Origin of the sequence: Roseobacter phycocola, assembly GCF_042055075.2 — a bacterium.
In the GTDB taxonomy this organism is placed as follows: domain Bacteria; phylum Pseudomonadota; class Alphaproteobacteria; order Rhodobacterales; family Rhodobacteraceae; genus Roseobacter.
On sequence record NZ_CP194010.1, the window covers coordinates 856450 to 874279 of the forward strand.

Consider the following 17830-nt stretch of genomic DNA (forward strand, 5'->3'; position numbering starts at 1 on the left):
AGGTCCGTTGGACTGTCTGAACGGCGCAAAAACCCCGGTGCGCGCGATGCCGCCAGGTTCTCCGGGTATGACATTGGCAGGCCACCGCAACCAACAGATTTTACCTGCAAGACCCATGTGCCAGCGACCGGATTGGAAGTGCATGGAAGGCGCAGCCAGTTACCTTTCGCCAAAGGCGCTCTCAAGCGACCGGTAAACGGGCTTGGCAAGGTAAGCCATCATGCTGCGTTCGTCCGTAACAACTTCTGCCACACCGGCCATGCCAACCCGCACAGGGCGCTCCAGTTCGCCGCGCCCGATCGTCAGGGTATCGAGGGCAACGACACCGCGGAAATAGGTCGACCCATCTGCAGGGTCAGTGACGATGTTCGGCGAAAGGCTGGTGATGCGCCCGGTGATTTCTCCGTATCGTCTGGCATCATACGTGGTAAGCTTCAGCGAAACCCTGTCGTCCACCTGGATATGACCGATGTCCGCTTCGCCAATCCGCAGTTCGGCAACAAGGTTTTCATCCGTGCTGACGAGTTCGAACAGCGTGCTGCCGGCTTCAATAACCTCACCGGTTTTTGGAAAATCAACGGCCTGAATAACGCCCGCCACAGGTGCACGGATGGCCAGTTCTTCTCTTTGGCTTTCCAGTGTCGCCAGCTGTGTGGAGAGCTGGTCTTTTTCCTGCTGGAGAGCGAACAGTTCTGTGAGCGTCTGTTCGCGCAACGCAAGATCACGTTCCAGGGGCTTGTCCCGGGATTCCGCATAATTGGCCTTGTTTGTTGCCAGTTCTATGCCCGCTTCGATGAGCCTGCCTCGGAGCTCATCCAGTGACTGCTGCTCGGCTTCAAGTCGGATGCGGGTGATACTGCCTGACTCAAACAATGTCGCCAGCCTCTCGACAGAAGCTTCTTTTTCCCGAACCCTGCCGGCCATAAGAGCCTGGGCTTCTTCGAGTTCGCGGATGATCTCACGCAGGCTGGCGGCCCGTCCGCGGGCGATCTCTTTCTGCAGATCGTGCAGCCAGACACGGGAGCGCGCATAGTCGCGGACACCACCGGGCGCATCAATCTGCGGGCCCGCGGAACCATCCGGTTGATCCAGATATGACAGGATGCTTTCCAGAGTCGAAATTCTGGAGTTCAGCGCCTCTTTCTGCTGCAGAACCGAACGGATATTCCGGTCGACCTCGGGAGAAAACAGCCTTGCAAGTATCTGGCCTTTGGCGACAACCTGGCCCTCCCGGACATGAACGGCCTCAACCACACCCTGATTGATACTTTCAACCTGATGCGCACGTCCCAGTGTTGTGATTTCCCCAGGTGCCCTGGCAAGTTCCGGAACAGTGGTTCTCACCGACAGTGCCACCGCACCCGCGATAAACGCGCTGAGGGTGAAAACCACCATGGATGACACACGGGGTGCGTGGTTTTTTGCCCGGATCGCCTTGCGGTCGAAGATGCCGCGTTTTGTGTTTTTTTCGGTTGGCGCTGACATTTCAGGTCTCCCTGTTCGCTTTGATAAGGGCGTTGACTTTGCGGCGACCGCTGGCGCCGGTATCATCCGCGACAACACGGCCGCCAGACATATACAGGCACCTGTCGGCGATGTTCACGTATTCCGGATCGTTGGATACGACGATCACAGTATGGTCGCCGCGGATGCGGTTCAGATACGTCATCAGTGCCTGCTTTCGCAGATAGTCGAGACCCGCGTCGGGATCGTTCAGGAGATAGACCCGTGCTGGTCGGATAAACGTCCGGACCAGCGCAAAGCCGCGCGATGTCGAAACGGGCAGCGACTGGCGGTACTTTTCGGTCAGGCGGGTGTTCAGACCATCGGTCAGAGCATTCAGGTCATCCTCTAGTCCCATTTCTGCAATCACGGCGCGGATCTCGTCCTCGGGCACTGTCGGTGCTGCAAGGCGGAAGTTCTGCAGCAATGTGCCGTGGAACGCATCCGGCTTCTTTTGCGCGTAACTGAAAGCCTGACGCAGATCATCCACCGGGATCTGTCTGATATCCATACCGTCAAGCTGAACCGACCCCACCAGAGGGGTGTGCAGGCCCATGATCAGTTCAAGCAGGGTGGTTTTCCCGCTGCTGCTGTTGCCCGAGATACAGACAAATTCGCCCGCCGCAAACTCGGCAGAGACCTGCGAGATCGCAGGGTCCGTGGCTTCCGGGAAACGATGTGTAACACCGCTCAGTGTGATGCGGCCGTCAAACTGTTTCTGATGGGACGTGGCAGCGCCACGAACCATTTCCTGCGGCATCGCGAGCACACGGTCAATCTGTTCGCGGCTGCGCAGAAACCCTGCGAGCTGAGGTGCGTTGGCATGAAGCGACTGGAGTGGCGTAAGCACCTTCCAGACCAGTGCCATGACGGCAATCAGAGCACCGAATGTGATACTCCCTTCCATCGCAGAAACGGTACCCAGAACAACAGCGCCGACGCCGGCGATCATCATAATGCTCTGTCCGAACATCTGGCACAGCATCTGAAACCGGCGTGCGACGCGTGACGTTGAGGCTGCCTCGCGCGCAACGGCGGCGTTTTTATCTGTCCAGAAACTCCCAAGTCCCAGCCTGTAAATGCTCCGCTGCATCCGCACGGTTTCAAACAGAATTTTCTGCTGGCGGGCCTTAACACGTGCGGCCTGAGTGTTCAGTGTCTGCTGAACCGGCAGCGTGACCCAGATCGCGATGGCAAAAACAACGATCAGGCCGACGACCAGAAAGCCGACAGTAGGTGCGAGAAAGAAAATCAGACCGAGAAAGATCAGCGTAAAGGGCAGATCCAGAAGGGTAACCATGCTCTGGCCAGAGAAAAAATCCCGGGTCCCTTCAAACTGCTTGAATCGTGAGATCTGCTGATCGACTTCCGAACTTTTGATCTGATCCGGCGGCAGCGACATGAGCTTCCGGAAGAGAGCAAGGCCGAGGCGGTGTTCCACGGTTTTGCCCATAAAGGAAACGGCGTGCGACCGGGCCAGCCGGAAACCAGCATCCGCCAGCAGAACAAGACCGACGGCCATGGTGAGCGAGATTACGAGTGGCACGGAATCTGCCGGAATAACCCGGTCATAGATCATCATGATCAGCAGCGGTGTCACAAGTCCCATCAGGTTCGTCATGAACGACGCGAGCACAAGACCGGGTATCAGACCGCGAAAGCCGGATGTGATCGTACGGAAGTCATCGAAACTGAGCTGGGCATCGGACGGTGCGAACCTCTCGATGCGTACAACGGTGCCGTTTTTCCGGTCCGGTGTTTCCCACTGCGGATGCTCGTCGCCCGGCCGGATGACCAGTACGCCTTTCGAGCCCGCGTCCAGAACACCGCAGATTGTTCCACTTTTTTCTATGAAAAGGGCGGGGCAGTCTTTTTCTGTCACATCCCGCAGGCCGGCCTCAGCTATGGAGACAGGGACATCGAGGTTTTCAAGCGTCGCCAGCAACTCATTGCCGGAAATCGCGGAGGCGAGGTGTGGTGCGGCCTCCGTGAGGTTTCTGGTGCTGCTGTGCCAGCCGGCTTCGATCATCAGGCGCTGCAACAGGTTAAGTCCGGGGTGAACTGCAAAATCCATCAGGCACTCCGTTTTCTGGTTTGTGTCGCAACCATTGCGTCGGCTTCAGCATCCTCATCCCAGAGGCTGAAGTCCTGTTGGCGTTGTCCGGCAAGCAGAACGGTCTGTTCGGCAAGAGCGGAAAGTTGACGGTGTTCGGACGCGATCAGCAGCGATGTTTTGCCATTCAGTGCGCGAAGGCATTCCGCAAGACGCGACACCGCGCTGTCATCCATCGCGGAAGCCGCATTGTTGAAAAGCAGCAGGGCCGGGGTCAGGGTCAGTGCGCGCACAAGCGCAATAGTCTGCATCAGCGCGAGATTGGAGGCGATTTCACCGGTTGGTCCGAGCGTGGTGCTGTAGCCCATCGGCATCCGGTGCACCGTTTTCTCCAGTCCCAGTTCTTTCGATATGCGCAGGCTGCGCTCAATAGCGTCACCCTCGCCAAAACAGGAGATGTTCTCCAGGAGCGTACCGGAGAACATGACAGGGTTCTGATCCAGGTAAACAATCCCACCTGGTCCGCGCGCTTCGCTGTAAAACCTCACCGGGTTGCCATCTATCCGGATCTGGCCGGTCTCAGGTTCCTCTTCACTGAGGATCATGCGCATCATTGCATCACGGGCAGCACCTTCATCGCCGATAATGCCGAGCACTGCACCTGCCTCCAGGTTAAAGGAGACATCCGAAAAGGCGCGTTTGTGATCACCGCCCGGCGCTGCGGAGACATCTTCAAAGGTGAGTTGTCCACGTAATTCGTTGTTGCGGATGCCGGAGGTTTCGCGCTGGGGCAGATTGCCGATTTCTTCAATTCTGGCCAGAGCAGATCCAACACTCTCGGACTGTGCCCAGTGGCTCAGCATTTTGAGCAACGGCTGAACGGTGCGCCCGTTGAGAAGCATGCAGGCGGCCAGTTCTGCGACGCCGATCTGGCCGTGAATGACTAGAAAAGCGCCAAAAAGACCCATTGCGGCAACACTTGCCTGGGAGAACAACGCGCCAAAGGATTGCGAAAGACCGGAAAGCCGGATCAGTTTCTCGCTGATTTTTACAGACTGATCCTGAAGAACCTCGTAGCGGCGCAGCAGTTGCGGTTCCATCGTGTCCGCCTTGACCGTGAGGATCTGAGAAAGGCATTCGATAAGAAAAGAATAGCGTCTGCCGTCGAGCGTTTTCCGCTTTTCAAAAACCGGTGCCTGCGCGTGCTGGAGGACAGCCTTAAAGCCAAACAACAGTGCAAGACCCGCCAGTGGCACGAGGACAAGCCAGCCGCCGATGAGGGCGATCATGATAATGAAGATCGCGGAAAAAGGCAGGTCAATGGCCGAAAGCCGCCCCTGACCGCAGTAGTAATCCCGCAGTTGAGTAAGCGCGTTCAGGCGTTCAAAGTGATCACCCGTGGAGGTTTTGTCATAAGCTGCCGGATCAGCATTGAGCGAGCGCGATATAAACCTTTCACTCAGGTCCAGTTCAAATTTTTCCCCGGCATGTCCGAGCAGCACGAGGCGCGCCCATTTCAGGGCAAAATCCAGTACGGCGACTACGCACAGCCCGATGAACAGCAGCGACAGGGTTTCGTAAGCCTCGAATGGAATGACCCGGTCGAAGACCTGGAGCACGACCATCGGCAATGCCAGAGCGAGAAGGTTGATGCACAAAGACGAAAGGATAACGCTGGCTCCAAGTCGGGGAGGCCGCGCCATTCTGATTCTTTCAGTTATTCCGTTCCCCACCTTGAACGCTCCTGATTGTCTGGCAACCACAATAACCTCTGCGTGGTTACCAAATCTTTCACCAATGGCGGGAAGTGTTTATTATTTTAATTAAATCAGATGTTTAAAACTTTATGTTCAGGTGAAATTTTAAGTGAATTCCGGTATGTGACGCTCAGTGTGTGACGCGTAAGGAGTTTTTCCGTGGCCGAGAATAACAACAGTCAAATTGACGACAGTGTATTTCTGGACCAGAGCGGTTCGGAATCCGAAAAAGAAAAAGTTGTTGTCCAGTCTCTGAAGAGCAGTGACGCGGGTCAGGAAGACCAGTCACGCAGTACGCTTCACTACGGCGAACAGGACGAAGCGAGTGCCAACGGACAGTCGCCAGATACCTCTTTTGCGCCAGCGGGGACGGCGGCTGATCAGGACCCGGACAGTGATGCGTCTCAGGCGGGCAACGGTGCGCCGGCCGCTGACGTTGCCGGAGGCGAACTGGGCGCCAATGATACGTCTGCTGCCGGCAACAGCGGACATGTCGTCGCGGACCTTACTGGCCTTGCGGATGAGGCCGGTGGAATTGACCGCCTTTCAGTTGCAGATGAACGTTTCGAAATCCGTGATTTCGGGCTGCAGGCCAAGCCCGGTTCCGTTTTTTCAGATGATGAACAGGACGCGTTCCGCGTTGAAGTGACCGTGATCGCCGAAGACGGGAGCAGTTTTACACGTGGTTTCGACCTGGAACCACCAGAGGGCAACCCTGAACCAACGGGTCTTTCTGTCAGCAATACCGGGGTCGCCACCGGAGAGGACGGGGCCGTTGTCGGTGAGATCGCTCTTGAGGGTGACGGCGATTACAGTGCGTACACATTTGAGGTGTCGGACGACCGTTTTGAAGTTGAGGGTACGCAGATCCGGTTGCGAGAGGGTGTCACCCTTTCGGATGACGAAGCGGGGCCCCTGTCGGTCCAGGTGACCGCAGTCTCGCCGGCGGGAACCGAATTCGTTCATGACATCGGCTTTGAAGCGATTGACACACCTGACTTCAGTGGAACCACCGGATTCCACGCCAGCTATTTTGATGTTGATCAGCGTCTGAGCAAACTTGACGACATCGACTGGAACGCGGATCCGACGCATGAAGAGCTGGTCTCGGAAATCAACTACACCAACAGCCGCAACTCGTTCTGGGAAGGTGGGGACACTGACACTTTCGGTGCGAGGATAACGGGCAATATCGATGTGTCAGAAGGCGGCGCGTTCTCGTTCTATCTGGGCGGGGACGACGGTGTAATTCTCCTGATCAACGGCGAGGAGGTTGTGTCTGATGATGGTCTTCACGGCTACAGGACACGCAGCGGAGACATTGAACTGGAGCCGGGCACGCATCACGTCGAAGTGCGGTATTTCGAGAATTATGGCCATGCCGGGCTGAAGCTTGAATGGGATGGCCCGGGCACAGATGGCCGGGAACTGCTGACGTCGCCCGGGTTTGATGACCTGCAGACGATCAACGGAATGCCGCTGAACCTGTCGCTCGCAGTGTCCGAAGAAGGCCAGGACGGAGCAGTGTCCACGCATGTGCTGGAAGGGCTGCCCGAGGGAACGCTGGTCTCTGTTGGCGATGAGGTTCTGACAGTGGATGCTGAAGGCCAGGTGGATGTGACCGGGCTGGACCTGTCCCTGATGACCATTACAACCCCCATCGAATTCACCGGCGAGGTAAACGCGGAACTGGTGACCACCACAACGTCAGAGTCAGGCATATCCGCATCGTCCGTCACAGATGTTGATTTCACCGTTCAGCAGGCTGATCTTCCAGCGCCCGACAATGTTATGAGCACTGGTTTCCGGGCCAGCTACTTTGACGTTGACCACGGGCTGCGCCGGCTGGACCAGATCGACTGGTCTTCGGAGCCGACGCATGAGGAAGTGGTGCACGACATCAATTACAAAAACAGCCGTGGCTCTTTCTGGGAAGGCGGGGATGACGATACATTCGGTGCCCGCATCACGGGTGATATTGATGTGGACGAGGGGGGAAGCTTCAAATTCTTCCTTGGTGGGGACGACGGCGTTGTTCTCTTCATCAATGGTGAGGAGGTTGTAACCGACGATGGGCTGCACGGGTACCGCACGCGCAATGGCGAAATCGAACTCGAGCCGGGCACGCATCAGGTCGAAGTCCGCTACTTCGAAAACTACGGGCATGCCGGGCTCAAGCTGGAGTGGGAAGGTCCCGGTATCGATGGTCGCGAACTGGTCACGGCCTCTGACGACCTCAGCGTGGATCAGAATGGAATGATTGCGGTTGAACTTGATGATCCGGGCTTGTCTGACGCGGCACATGTGGTGGTAAGCGGGCTGCCTGCGGACACAATTCTCATGAGCGGTGATATGGTCGCGGTGGCGGATGGCGGCGAGGTCGATCTCGCAGGCTGGGATCTTGGCTTGCTGGAAATTGCACCGCCCCCGGGGTTTGAAGGCCGCATAGAGGGAGAGGTTGTGACCACCGATACGGCCTTCAATGGTCAGGAAGTGTCCGGCACAAGCAGCTTCACGCTTGATGTTGGTGACATCGGGCAGGGACCCTCTGCGGCCAATGGTTTCGGGGACGACACCTGGGCTGCGGGCGGTGGCGAAAACGAACAGTCCTCCTGGGTCGAAACGGCGGACAATGATCAGGCGGACGACACCGACGACGACAACGCCCTCAACGAAGAAATTGTCGATAATCCTGACGCCGGGCAGGATTATGAAATGAACGACACCTACGAACGAAACGACTGGTGACGGTCTCAGCTGCTTTCAAATCCGGAAAATCCCGATCGGACGAAGTCAGAGAAGGCGTCCACTTTTCGTGAGCCTTTCAGATTGGGCGGCCTCAGAACTGAAATCGGCGCCTCCGGTGATGATAAAGCCCCGGGGAGCACTTCAACAAGTTCGCCCCTGTCCAGCTCTGACGCAACGGCGAGACGGGACTTGAGCGCAATGCCGTGCCCGTGAATGGCCGCGTCGGTCAGGCTGTCGGAGTTTGACACAAGCAGAGTGTCCCCGGGCATGTTTGCAGGCCCTTTTACGCCATCGAATTCCCAGCTCCGTTGCCAGGGAAGGCAAACGGCGCGATGGGATCCAAGGTCACGGGGCTGCGCTGGTACGCCGAAGGATTTCAGATACCCGGGCGCAGCACAGAGGATGCGGTGATTATCCGCGATCTTGCGCGACAACAGGCTGCTGTCATGCAATCTGCCGACGCGGATGGCACAATCCTGTTGCTCCTCGACAAGGTTCACATATCGGTCCGATGCCAGAAACTCAAAGGTCAGCCCGGGGTGTTGGTCGCGCAGCCTCTCCAGCAAAGGCAGGACAAAACGCGACAGAATCCAGGGGGCCATCGTGACCCTGAGATGCCCTTTCAGAAGGCTCCCATGCCCGCCAATGTCCGTTTCAGCGTTGGTCAGTTCATCGAGAATGGCAACGACCCGGCTGTGGAATGCCTCTCCCTCAACACTCAGCGAAACGTTTCGGCTGTTGCGGTGAAAGAGGCTGACGCCGAGATGGTCTTCCAGCTTGGACAGGCGGTGACTGATGGTTGCCGGTGCCGTGCCCATTGATCTTGCCGCCGCTGTGATGCCACCGCGGTCCGCGATTTCGACAAAAGTGCGGAGATCTTCAAGCGAGTACATTCAATTTTTTCTAATGATGGTTTCGGATTTGGCTGCGTATATGTCTTATTTTTTGAATGATAGCAGGGGGCAATATCCGAGCCAAGGGAGGATTTTTGGATGAAAACACCTGTTATTGCCGCGCTGTCTCTGGGATTGGCCCTGGGAACCGCCGCGTCCGCGGAGATCGAAACATATGCCGCGTTCAGTGCTGATATGCCGCCCGGCAATCTGGCAATCGGCCCGGATGGCAGAATGTTCATGTCGGTGCACGAATTCTACGGCAAGGACCTGAGGATTGTTGAGGTCAGCCCGGATGGCTCCACGAAACCTTATCCGAACGAAGCCTGGGCAAATGCCCCACAGGGCGACGGTCCGGGCCTGAAAGGCGTGCTTGGTCTGCGGGCAGACCGCGAGGGTATCCTGTGGATGCTGGACGGTCAGGCGGATGGCCAGACGGGCCGGATTGTCGGCTGGGACACAAACACAGAGTCGCTGCACAAAATTTATTACATTGGTCAGCCGGCCTCGCGTCCGACCAGTTTCCTGAACGACCTCGCCGTCGATCGCGAACACAACGCAATCTACATCACCGACACCGCGAATGCAGAGACCACCGCGCTGATCGTGCTGGATCTCGCGACCGGCAGAGCACGGCGTGTGCTTGAAGCGTCGCCTTTCACGGTCCCAGAGCCGATGGACATGGTCATCGATGGGCGTGTGGTGAATCTCGGTGGTGCTCCGGCGCATATCGGCGCGAATCCGATCACCATCGATCCGACCAACACCTGGGTCTATTTTGCCCCGATGACGGCCAGTGCGATGTACCGGGTGCGCACCACGGATCTTCTGGATGAGACCCTCTCTCCGGCAGAGCTTGAAGCACGGGTCGAACGTTATGGCGACAAGCCGATTTCGGACGGATCCACCGTCGATGCGGCTGGCAATGTCTATATCACCTCTATCACAGAGGATGCTGTTGGCGTCACCCGGCCGGACGGAACCTATGAGATACTGTACCAGCAGGACGACATGTCCTGGCCCGACGGGTTTTCCATGGGGGCCGATGGCTATGTCTATGTGACAATCAACGAACTGCACCGGTCGCCGGTTCTGAACGATGGTGAGGATGCCACCGTGGGTGAGTTCAAGATCATGCGGTTCCCGGCTCTGGGCACTGCGGTAAGTGGACGGTGATCCATGCTTTACAGACTTGATTTCACCGTTGAATACGATGCCACGATGCAGCAGCAGGGACTGCTGGGCGTCTGGGCGGAAGAAGCAGACGCGGCCCTGGGCGCAAAATCGGCCGGGGTTGTGATTGACCTGTGGAAGATCGTCGGCGAACGCAGGGTGCTTGCAATCGTTGACGTTGAGACACCGGACGCGCTCGACCGGATCCTGTTTGATCTGCCGATCATGCAGAAGATGGGGCACCATGTGCAGGTCGACGTGAAGTCCATGCGCCGCTACGAGGACTTTGCGGCCGACGTACAGGACCGTATCGGGCGCACATAATACTTGGTCAGTCTGCCTGATCGGGTGGGCTGGCCTTTTCGTTCAGGCCTTTGTGCCGCGACCGTCGCTCCAGACATCCAGCAGTGCGCAGGCTATCGCGTCAGCCGTGTGCGCATAAAGCGCGGTCTGCACATGTTCCTGCCCAAAGCGGTTGGCCATCGAAATCATCTGGCCGCCTTCGATTTCCCGAAACGCCATGCTGAACGGCAACCATCCCACACCGACACCCTGCATGACCAGTTCCTTGATCCCGCTGGAGAGGGCGGTTTCACAGACCGGGTTCCGCGTCAGGGCTCGCGTTGAAAAAGCGCGTTCAGACGCCTGCAGAACCTGGCCGAAGTAGCTGGCTTCCGGATAAATGACCGCTGGTGTGTCAGGTGGAACGGATCCGTCATCGCGCAGCGCATACCGCAACGGGCCACCGACGACAGGCAGCAGAATGTCGTCGCCCCAGATCTCGCGTCGGATGCTGTCACCAAAGGGCATTGGCCGGGACTGGCCGGATTCGTAGCAGAGCAGCAGGTTACTGTCCCCCCGCAGAAAGACGGAGATACAGTCACTCAGGTTACCGGGCCGCAGCCTGAAACGCACAGACGGATACCGCCTGCGCGCGTGCAGAACCATTTCGGAGAAGGCGGAAAAAACCGGCGCGTGCTGTGCGGCGACCGACAGGGTAGAACTGGCCGGATCATAGGCGGAGATGCTGCTGCGCAGATCACGCATACGCCCCAGAACCGCGCGGATTTCCGTTTCATTCGCTGCGAGTGCCGGGCTGATCTCTACCGAATTCGCTTTCCGGGTCAGGATGTCAGTGCCCAGCCAGTCCTCAAACCCCCGGATACGCCGTGAAAACGCGGGCTGCGTGATATTCCGGCGTGCTGCCGCACGCGTCATATTGCCTTCTTCGAGCAGAACCAGAATGTCGTCGAGCCACTGCAAATCCATTTGGGAATTCTCCAGACAAAGTATTTGTTTGGGTAGCCTAAGATAAAAGCACTTTTTTTCCAATCTGCTATTGGGCAGGCTTTGGCTGAACGCCAAGGGAGGATCTGCTGCGTGAGTGAAGAAGGTGTGATGACGGAAAACCAGGGCACTGTTGCGCCCGAACTGACAGCGGGTCTGGCAAAAGAACTGTCGATCGTTCTGGCCAAGTATCCCCGTGTACGTCTTGGCCATCTGCCGACGCCGCTGGAACCGATGGACCGGCTGAGCGAAATGCTTGGTGGACCGCGCATCTGGGTCAAGCGCGATGACTGCACTGGATTGTCTTCGGGTGGCAACAAAACGCGCAAACTGGAATATCTCATGGCGGATGCGCAGAAACAGGGCGCGGACACAATCATCACGCAGGGTGCGACGCAGTCCAACCATGCCCGGCAAACGGCGGCCGCATCAGCCAAGCTCGGCATGGAATGCCATATCCTGCTGGAGGACCGCACCGGCTACAACGATGACAGCTATATCCTGAACGGAAACGTCCTGATGGACCGCCTGCATGGCGCGACTGTGTCAAAGCGCGGCGGCGGAACTGATATGAATGCGGAAATGGAAGCGCTGGCTGAAAAGCTGATGGCTGATGGCAAGCGCCCCTATATCATTCCGGGTGGCGGCTCGAATGCGATTGGCGCGCTTGGCTACGTCAACTGTGCCCGCGAACTGGCCGAACAATCGGTGGACATGGGCCTGCGGATTGATGCGCTGGTGCATGCGACCGGTAGTTCCGGTACGCAGGCGGGCCTTGTTGCAGGGCTGGCGGCGCTGCAGAGCAATATTCACCTGCTGGGCATCGGCGTGCGTGCGCCACAGGAAAAACAGGAGCAGATGGTCTTTGACCTGGCTCAGCGGACTGCGGACTACCTGGGCACGGGTCTGGAGATCGACCGCGCGTCGGTGCGCGCCAACTGCAACTACGTCGGTCCGGGCTATGGTCTGCCGACTGAGGGCATGAAGAAAGCGGTGCGCCTGCTGGCCACAACAGAGGGGCTGCTCTTTGACCCGGTTTACTCGGGCAAGGGCCTGGATGGACTCATTGATCTGGTTCAGAAGGGCCATTTTGGCGATATGGAAAACATCGTCTTTTTGCATACTGGCGGCAGTGCCGCACTGTTCGGCTATCCGGAAACCTTCGGTTTGCCGGGCTACACGGAATAAGAAACCAAAAAAACGACCAACAAGGAGAAACTGAATGTCACTGAGAAAAACACTGATTTCGGCAACCGCCGCACTGGCGCTGGGCTCAGCGCCGGCTCTGGCGGCTGAAGAAGTCAAAATCGGCGTGCCGTCCTGGACAGGTGCACAGGCCATTGCGCATGTGCTGGCTGCCGTTGTTGAAATGCGCATCGGCGGCAAGGCCGAAATGGTGCCCGGCAACAACGCGACGATCTTCCAGGCGATGGACCAGGGCAAGGGCGACATTGATGTGCACCCCGATGTCTGGCTGCCGAACCAGGAAAGCTTCACTAAAAAGTATGTGGATGAGGCGGGCACTGTGACGCTGTCGTCGAACCCATACGAGGGCAACCAGGGCTTCTGCGTTTCCAAGAATTTTGCCGAAGCACAGAACATCACGGACATCGCTGATCTGGGTCGCCCGGATGTTGCGGCGCTGATGGACAGCGACGGTAACGGCAAAGGCGAGATGTGGATCGGTGCACCGGGCTGGGCATCGGCGAACGTGAACGAAGTGAAGGTCCGTGACTATGGCCTGCTGGACTTCATCGAGCCGGTCCGCGCAGAGGAGAGCGTCAAGACGGCGCGGGTCAAGGATTCCATCGCCAAGGACGAAGGCTATGCGTTCTACTGCTACAAGCCGCACGCGATCTGGTTCCAGTTTGACGTCGAAATGCTGAGCGAACCTACTTTCGATCCGGCAAAATACGTCATGGTCCAGCCGTCAGACGATGCGGACTGGTATGAAAAGTCCTCTGTTGCGACCAAAGACGCACTGAAAAACGTGCAGATCGCATGGTCGAATTCGCTGGAAGGCCGTTCGCCGGCCATCGCCGAGTTCTTCAGCCGCTTTTCGCTGACTGCTGATGATGTGTCCGGCTTTGCCTATGAAATCAGCGGCAAAGGCCGTGAACCGGCCGATGTGGCACGCGAATGGGTCGAAGCAAACCCTGACCGTGTGGACGCCTGGCTGGGTCTCTGATCAGCTGAACCTCTGAAAGAAACTGCTCCGGGCCGGGCCCGGGGCAGTCCGACCGCCGGCACCTGTTGCCCCGCATAGCCAACGGAAGGTCCGCCATGAGCGACGACACAGTCATCAAAATCTCAAACGTCTGGAAGATTTTCGGCTCAAAGCCAGAAATCGCGCTGCAGGCGATCCGGGACAGGGGGCTTACCAAGGCCGAGGTGCTTGCCGAATACAACTGCGTGGTCGGTGTGGCCGACGTCAGCATGTCGGTGAACCGGGGTGAGATTTTCTGCATCATGGGCTTGTCCGGCAGTGGCAAGTCCACGATGGTACGCCACTTCAACCGCCTTCTTGAGCCAACGGCCGGTAAGATTGAGATCGAAGGCACCGACGTCATGGCGCTGGGCACACAGGAGCTGCAGGAGTTCCGGAACAACAAGATCGGGATGGTTTTCCAGAACTTCGCTCTGATGCCGCACCGGTCGGTGCTGGACAACGTGGCCATGCCGCTGGAAATCCGGCAGGTCAGCAAGAACGAGCGGATGCGTCAGGCGGCGGCGATCCTCGATATTGTTGAGCTTGGCGCCTGGGGTTCAAAATTCGCGCATGAACTGTCCGGCGGCATGCAGCAGCGTGTCGGGCTTGCCCGCGCCCTTGCGGCCAACCCGGATGTTCTGCTGATGGACGAGCCGTTTTCGGCGCTGGACCCGCTGATCCGGCGTCAGCTGCAGGACGAATTTATCCGTCTCAGCAAGATCCTGAAAAAGACAACGATCTTCATCACGCACGATCTCGACGAAGCGGTCCGGATCGGGAACCGGATCGCGATCATGCGGGACGGCAAGGTCGTGCAGATCGGCACGGCCGAAGATATCGTGATGAACCCGGCAGATGATTATGTCGCTGATTTCGTTGCGGGAATTTCGCGCCTGAAAGTCGTGCGGGCGCATGCGGTGATGCAGTCCATTCCCGAATATGTCGCAGCCAACGGTCCGATCTCTGCCGATGCGCCGCGTGTCAACGAGGGCGAAAACCTCAGCACGCTGATCAACCTCGCAATCGACAACAGCGACGCCATTCTGGTGGAAGACGGCGGTTCGGATGTTGGCGTCATTACCCGCGCCGATCTTCTGCGGACTGTGATCGAAGGGACGGAAGTATCATGAGCACTACGGATGTGAACCCGGATGGCGTGAACCCGCTGGAAGATACGGAAAGCGAAGCAGCACTGGCCTATGCCGAAGAGCGGCGTGAGAACATACGCACTTTTGTGCGGACGAGCCCGGACTACTACATCAGCAACTTTGACCGGATCGGTGAGTCCTCGCGTTTCACGGCAACGTTCAATCTGATGGCGGGCATCTTTGGCCCCGTCTGGTTCGGTGCGCGTGGTCTGTGGACCTGGGCGCTGCCGTTCCTGATCCTGGAGACCCTGGCACTGGTCCAGATCGCGCGTGGTCTTTTCGGCGATCTGGCGGCGGATGCAATGGAACGCATTGCGTCCATCGAAGGCACGCTGGAACTGCGGCGCAGACAGCTGGAAGCAGCGATAGAATCCAATTCGGACAAGGTGGACGTCTACACCCGCACGGTTGAGTCGCTGGAGGCCAACATCGGCGGCATCCGCGCCGAAGCCGAAGCAATGGCGGCGGAAGGCCCCACCATCGCGCTCACAGGTCTTGCAATCCTGCTGGTGGTCAAGGCCATTCAGGCCATCGTCGCCAACTGGGCGCTGGAGGCGCGGTTCTCGGACTGGTTGTCTGACCGCACCATCCGCTCCGCCATGCCCGTGCAGCAGATCGCATTCAGCGCTGTTTTCATGGCACTGATCGTGACGGCTGCGATGATCCACTACAGTTTCCCGGGGCGTTTCTCGCTGCTCAGCGAATTCCCGACGGACCCGGATATCAGGCTGACAGGTATCCAGTGGGTAGAGGACTTTATCGCCTGGTGTGTCCGCAACAGCGAGGCGTTCTTCGATCTGCTCACCATCGGTATCCGCGGGTTGCTGGACGCGCTTGAGGTCATCCTGGTGCAGACGCCCTGGATCGTAATTGCCAGCCTGATCATTCTGCTGACCTGGCTGACTGCAGGTTTGCGGACCGCGATCTATTCGGGTGCATTCCTGTCCTACATGGGGCTGCTGGGCTTCTGGGAAGCTGCGATGACGACGCTGGCGCTGCTGGGCACGGCGGCCTGTCTGTCGATCGTGATCGGCATTCCATTGGGCATGTTTGCCGCGCGGCGGCCACGGTTTTATGCATTTATCCAGCCGATCATGGATTTCATGCAGACCATGCCGGCTTTTGTTTTCATGGTGCCGGTCATCGCTTTCTTTGGCGTCGGCAAACCGGCGGCTGTGGTGGTGACAATGATTTTCGGCGGCACGCCTGTTGTGCGTCTGACCGTGCTCGGGCTGCGTGGCGTGCCGGAAAGCGTACGTGAAGCGGCGATCAGTTTTGGCGCGAACAAGTGGTACCTGCTGACCAAGGTCGATCTGCCACTTGCGGCACCTTCCATCCGCGCCGGGATTAACCAGACGATCATGCTCTCACTGGCAATGGTCGTTGTGGCCTCGCTGATCGGGGCCAAGGGGCTTGGCGAGGATGTTCTGGAGGCGCTGCAATACGCAAACGTCGGCCAGGGTATCCTTGCCGGCTTCTCTATCCTTTTCTGCGCGATGATCCTGGACCGGATCGTTCAGGGGCAGCGTAAGTGAACCCACTGGTTCTGGTGCATGGCTTCATGGGCGGCAGTGCCCAGTGGCCGCACCAGATCCGGGGTCTGGCGCAGGGCAGGGAGATCATCGCCGTCGACCTGCCGGGGTTCGGTGCCCGCAGCGGGGATACCGCTGTCAGTTCGATTGGTGGTTTTGCGGACGATGTATTGGCCCAGCTGGATCATGCCGGTGTGACACGGTTCGATCTGCTGGGGCACTCCATGGGCGGGATGATCGTTCAGCAGATGATCCACCAGCAGCCCGACCGCATTGACCGGCTGGTCCTTTATGGAACGGGGCCACGCGGGCGCCTGCCCGGCCGGTTTGAAACCATTGCTGAAAGCCAGGCCCGCGCGGCACGTGACGGGGTGGAGGTCAGCGCGCGGCGTATTGCGGCGACATGGTTTCAGGCGCGAGAGGGTGCCGCAGAATACCCCGCCTGTGCGGGCATTGCAGCACAGACCGGGCTGCCTGCTTTTGAAGGCGGGCTGAATGCTATGGATGCCTGGGACGGGAGCGCCTGGCTGGCGGATATTGAGGTGCCGACACTGGTTCTTTGGGGCGATGGTGACCGCACCTATCAATGGGAGCAGGTTCACCAGCTGTGGCGGGGTATCCCGGAGGCGGGTCTCGCGGTTGTTCCAGGTTGTGCCCATGCGGTGCACCTGGAAAAGCCCGCGCTGTTCAATCAGCTCGTGCTGGATTTTTTGTGCGCCGGTGACACCTGATCCATCGGCCGCAGCAGGTACGTGTCCATGATCCATCCGTGCCGGTCCCGCTCTGCCGCGCGCAGGGCGACAATTCTTTCGGCGACCTCTGATACCGGGCCGGACAGAACAACCTGTTCCGGCATGCCCAGAAATGCGCCCCACCAGATATAGCAGTGATCAGTGTCTGCCTGCCTGAAACTGCATTGCCCGTCGAGCATCACAAAGACCGAAGAGCTTCCGCCGGGCATGCCGTTTTCGCGCAGTTGCTGGCCTGTTGTGACGGTCACAGCACCATCAATTGTGTTGAAGGGCACAGCATGTGCGGCAGTCAGCGCCTGCAGCGCGGTAATGCCCGGCACGACACGCAACGCCGGCATCGGGTCAAGCCGCCCGGCAATGCGCAGGGTGCTGTCATAAAGCCCCGGATCGCCCCAGACCATCAGGGCCACCGGGCCATCCACCTCCGCGCCGCGCAGCGTGTCCTGCCAGAGCGTGGCGATCTCATCGTGCCAGCGTTCGACACGTTCCTGATAAGGCAGGCTTTCGTCGCGTACGGGCATGTCAAAGGGCAGAACCTGCGCTTCGGAGCCTGTTGAGGCCAGCAGGTCCTCGCGCAGTCTGGCCAGATCATCCTTGCCCGGACCCTTGCGGGGCAACAGGACGGCGGCCGCATCCCGCAGCGCTGTGCGCCCCTCGCGTGTCAGGTGATCAGGCGATCCCGTCCCGATCCCGACCAGCCAAAGCTCTTTGATCATCTCAGCCTCCTGCAAAGGAACCACTGATACTGGCACATCCCGGACTGATTGTCCCCGCA

14 protein-coding genes are annotated in these 17830 nt (G+C 58.5%); 8 read left to right on the top strand and 6 right to left on the bottom strand.

Annotation, left to right across the window (positions count from 1 at the left end; all coding sequences use genetic code 11):
- Positions 1–159: 159 nt before the first annotated feature.
- The 3 genes from AB4K19_RS04200 to AB4K19_RS04210 are packed head-to-tail and all read right to left on the bottom strand — an operon-like array spanning position 160 to position 5259.
- Positions 160–1485 carry an HlyD family type I secretion periplasmic adaptor subunit gene (locus AB4K19_RS04200; RefSeq protein ID WP_436399143.1) on the bottom strand — a complete coding sequence of 442 codons (1326 nt, stop codon included), beginning with the start codon at positions 1483–1485 and terminating at the stop codon, positions 160–162.
- Between the two features lies 1 nt (position 1486).
- The gene (locus AB4K19_RS04205) at positions 1487–3577 is read right to left on the bottom strand and encodes a peptidase domain-containing ABC transporter (RefSeq protein WP_436399144.1); all 2091 of its coding nucleotides are present in this window, start codon (positions 3575–3577) and stop codon (positions 1487–1489) included.
- The gene (locus AB4K19_RS04210; RefSeq protein ID WP_375230670.1) at positions 3577–5259 is read right to left on the bottom strand and encodes an ABC transporter transmembrane domain-containing protein; all 1683 of its coding nucleotides are present in this window, start codon (positions 5257–5259) and stop codon (positions 3577–3579) included. Before AB4K19_RS04210 ends, AB4K19_RS04205 begins: the two co-directional genes overlap by 1 nt.
- A 213-nt stretch (positions 5260–5472) precedes the next feature.
- On the opposite strand from AB4K19_RS04210, the gene AB4K19_RS04215 reads away from it, so the two are divergent.
- Positions 5473–8061 (top strand): PA14 domain-containing protein, encoded by a 2589-nt coding sequence (locus AB4K19_RS04215; RefSeq protein WP_375230671.1) that lies wholly within the window; start codon positions 5473–5475, stop codon positions 8059–8061.
- A gap of 5 nt (positions 8062–8066) precedes the next feature.
- Here the strand turns inward: AB4K19_RS04215 and AB4K19_RS04220 are convergent, their stop codons facing one another.
- Complete coding sequence (locus tag AB4K19_RS04220) at positions 8067–8954, bottom strand: LysR family transcriptional regulator (RefSeq protein ID WP_375230672.1); 888 nt, start codon at positions 8952–8954, stop codon at positions 8067–8069.
- Between the two features lie 99 nt (positions 8955–9053).
- Here AB4K19_RS04220 and AB4K19_RS04225 point away from each other — a divergent pair, with 99 nt between their 5' ends.
- Positions 9054–10130, top strand: a complete 1077-nt coding sequence (locus tag AB4K19_RS04225; protein ID WP_436399146.1) for an SMP-30/gluconolactonase/LRE family protein — start codon at positions 9054–9056, stop codon at positions 10128–10130.
- A 3-nt stretch (positions 10131–10133) separates the two neighbouring features.
- The gene (locus tag AB4K19_RS04230; protein WP_375230675.1) at positions 10134–10451 is read left to right on the top strand and encodes a muconolactone Delta-isomerase family protein; all 318 of its coding nucleotides are present in this window, start codon (positions 10134–10136) and stop codon (positions 10449–10451) included.
- Positions 10452–10493: 42 nt separating this feature from the next.
- On the opposite strand, the gene AB4K19_RS04235 is transcribed toward AB4K19_RS04230, so the two are convergent.
- Positions 10494–11396: a LysR family transcriptional regulator gene (locus tag AB4K19_RS04235; RefSeq protein WP_436399147.1), complete on the bottom strand. Its 903-nt coding sequence runs from the start codon at positions 11394–11396 to the stop codon at positions 10494–10496.
- A gap of 192 nt (positions 11397–11588) precedes the next feature.
- Here AB4K19_RS04235 and AB4K19_RS04240 point away from each other — a divergent pair, with 192 nt between their 5' ends.
- The 5 genes from AB4K19_RS04240 (at position 11589) to AB4K19_RS04260 (ending at position 17034) form a co-directional block, all read left to right on the top strand.
- Positions 11589–12602 (top strand): D-cysteine desulfhydrase, encoded by a 1014-nt coding sequence (locus tag AB4K19_RS04240; RefSeq protein WP_436399562.1) that lies wholly within the window; start codon positions 11589–11591, stop codon positions 12600–12602.
- A 34-nt stretch (positions 12603–12636) separates the two neighbouring features.
- Positions 12637–13602, top strand: a complete 966-nt coding sequence (locus AB4K19_RS04245; RefSeq protein WP_375230677.1) for an ABC transporter substrate-binding protein — start codon at positions 12637–12639, stop codon at positions 13600–13602.
- Positions 13603–13697: 95 nt separating this feature from the next.
- Positions 13698–14753 (top strand): quaternary amine ABC transporter ATP-binding protein, encoded by a 1056-nt coding sequence (locus AB4K19_RS04250; RefSeq protein ID WP_436399149.1) that lies wholly within the window; start codon positions 13698–13700, stop codon positions 14751–14753.
- Entirely contained in the window at positions 14750–16306 is a 1557-nt protein-coding gene (locus AB4K19_RS04255; protein WP_375230679.1) for an ABC transporter permease, read from the top strand. Before AB4K19_RS04250 ends, AB4K19_RS04255 begins: the two co-directional genes overlap by 4 nt.
- The gene (locus AB4K19_RS04260; RefSeq protein WP_436399151.1) at positions 16303–17034 is read left to right on the top strand and encodes an alpha/beta fold hydrolase; all 732 of its coding nucleotides are present in this window, start codon (positions 16303–16305) and stop codon (positions 17032–17034) included. Before AB4K19_RS04255 ends, AB4K19_RS04260 begins: the two co-directional genes overlap by 4 nt.
- On the opposite strand, the gene cobF is transcribed toward AB4K19_RS04260, so the two are convergent.
- Entirely contained in the window at positions 16995–17771 is a 777-nt protein-coding gene (gene cobF, locus AB4K19_RS04265; protein ID WP_436399153.1) for a precorrin-6A synthase (deacetylating), read from the bottom strand. The genes AB4K19_RS04260 and cobF overlap by 40 nt on opposite strands.
- Positions 17772–17830: the final 59 nt, after the last annotated feature.

Coding starts and splice junctions, on each gene's coding strand:
- AB4K19_RS04220 (WP_375230672.1), bottom strand. CDS start 8,954: ATGTACTCGCTTGAAGATCTCCGCACTTTTGTCGAAATCGCGGACCGC.
- AB4K19_RS04250 (WP_436399149.1), top strand. CDS start 13,698: ATGAGCGACGACACAGTCATCAAAATCTCAAACGTCTGGAAGATTTTC.
- AB4K19_RS04235 (WP_436399147.1), bottom strand. CDS start 11,396: ATGGATTTGCAGTGGCTCGACGACATTCTGGTTCTGCTCGAAGAAGGC.
- AB4K19_RS04225 (WP_436399146.1), top strand. CDS start 9,054: ATGAAAACACCTGTTATTGCCGCGCTGTCTCTGGGATTGGCCCTGGGA.
- AB4K19_RS04205 (WP_436399144.1), bottom strand. CDS start 3,577: ATGGATTTTGCAGTTCACCCCGGACTTAACCTGTTGCAGCGCCTGATG.
- AB4K19_RS04245 (WP_375230677.1), top strand. CDS start 12,637: ATGTCACTGAGAAAAACACTGATTTCGGCAACCGCCGCACTGGCGCTG.
- AB4K19_RS04210 (WP_375230670.1), bottom strand. CDS start 5,259: ATGGCGCGGCCTCCCCGACTTGGAGCCAGCGTTATCCTTTCGTCTTTG.
- cobF (WP_436399153.1), bottom strand. CDS start 17,771: ATGATCAAAGAGCTTTGGCTGGTCGGGATCGGGACGGGATCGCCTGAT.
- AB4K19_RS04255 (WP_375230679.1), top strand. CDS start 14,750: ATGAGCACTACGGATGTGAACCCGGATGGCGTGAACCCGCTGGAAGAT.
- AB4K19_RS04200 (WP_436399143.1), bottom strand. CDS start 1,485: ATGTCAGCGCCAACCGAAAAAAACACAAAACGCGGCATCTTCGACCGC.
- AB4K19_RS04230 (WP_375230675.1), top strand. CDS start 10,134: ATGCTTTACAGACTTGATTTCACCGTTGAATACGATGCCACGATGCAG.